The sequence below is a fragment of the Candidatus Magnetobacterium casense genome (genome assembly GCF_019173545.1).
GTDB classification, from domain to species: Bacteria; Nitrospirota; Thermodesulfovibrionia; order Thermodesulfovibrionales; family Magnetobacteriaceae; genus Magnetobacterium; species Magnetobacterium cryptolimnobacter.
This window is the reverse complement of sequence record NZ_JABXWD010000794.1, coordinates 1-1,040: the sequence shown is the minus strand read 5'-3', so window position 1 is coordinate 1,040 and position 1,040 is coordinate 1. Positions and strand designations below refer to the sequence as shown.

Here is a 1,040-nt window from a genome sequence, read left to right as displayed (position 1 = left end):
GTAGTATATCCGATGAGTCAGCAGATTGCCTCGCCACAATTTTGGCAGGTGATAGCCAACCCTGATGGCCGCACCAGAGAGGTACGATACGATTGTCGAAAACCGCGCAAAAAACTCCAGATCAAACACTACATCATAGCGCCGCTGCATGTTCTTGCGCAACAGACGTTGAATATCCCATATAAACGTAAATATCGTATCCGTATTGAAGGAGTCAACCTCGTCTATGAGGTCAATTAACCTGGCCAGGGCATCGTTACCCTTAAAGGTCAGAAACACTATTCGGGCCTGCGGATAGCGTCGCCTCAGTCCCCTGAGCATTGGCGTTGCAAGCAGTATACTACCCATACCCAGATACTTTGTCACCAGGACGGTCTTTATCTCCGTGAGTTCCTTGCCCCTGTTGTGCCCAAATATCCTCCTGATACCTTCATATACCTGTAACAACAGGCATATGCCACCTCCAACGTAGTAGTCTATACGTCTCATCTGTTTAATATTCATAGCCCTCAGTCCTTGTAATTAACCTCTGTCATTGTTATCATATTGTAGTTGTTTCTGCTGACTTTTGTAAAATGGTTAGGGCTATCGCATTAGAGAATTTTACGAAATTGTTAAATAACGGAGCATAAATGTTTAAAACATTAGGGTTAAGAATAATGGGGTCAAGGGGACTGGTCCCCTTGCGGGGGAGGTCTGAGGAGGGGGCGGAGCCGCCCTCCTTCTTTATCTCTTACGATCAGCAGACTACAAGGAGATGATGACTATGAATAAGACGGAAGTTCTAAAGAGGCTTGATGCGGCAATTGGCAGACCTCTGGTGCCTCTGACCCGCATACTTGCAGGTGGACGCAGGTGGAAGTCAACCAAGATACGGAACATATTGTTTATACGTCCTGGTGGTATCGGAGACGCCGTCCTGCTGCTGCCTGGCATTGACCATGTAAAGCAGACATTTCCCGAAGCCTCTGTTGACGTCCTGTGCGAAGGCAGAAATGCGGGCGTGTTTGGTATGACTGCCGCAATAAGGCGCACCTATC

At 47.7% G+C, this 1,040-nt stretch carries 2 protein-coding genes; one reads left to right on the top strand and one right to left on the bottom strand.

Annotated features, from left to right (window positions below; all coding sequences use genetic code 11):
* A partial coding sequence (locus HWQ67_RS19575; protein ID WP_218254374.1) for a glycosyltransferase family 9 protein occupies window positions 1-504 on the bottom strand: 504 nt, incomplete at its 3' end.
* Window positions 505-766: 262 nt separating this feature from the next.
* On the opposite strand from HWQ67_RS19575, the gene HWQ67_RS19570 reads away from it, so the two are divergent.
* Window positions 767-1,040: glycosyltransferase family 9 protein (locus HWQ67_RS19570; protein ID WP_218254373.1), on the top strand; the 274-nt coding region annotated here is incomplete at its 3' end.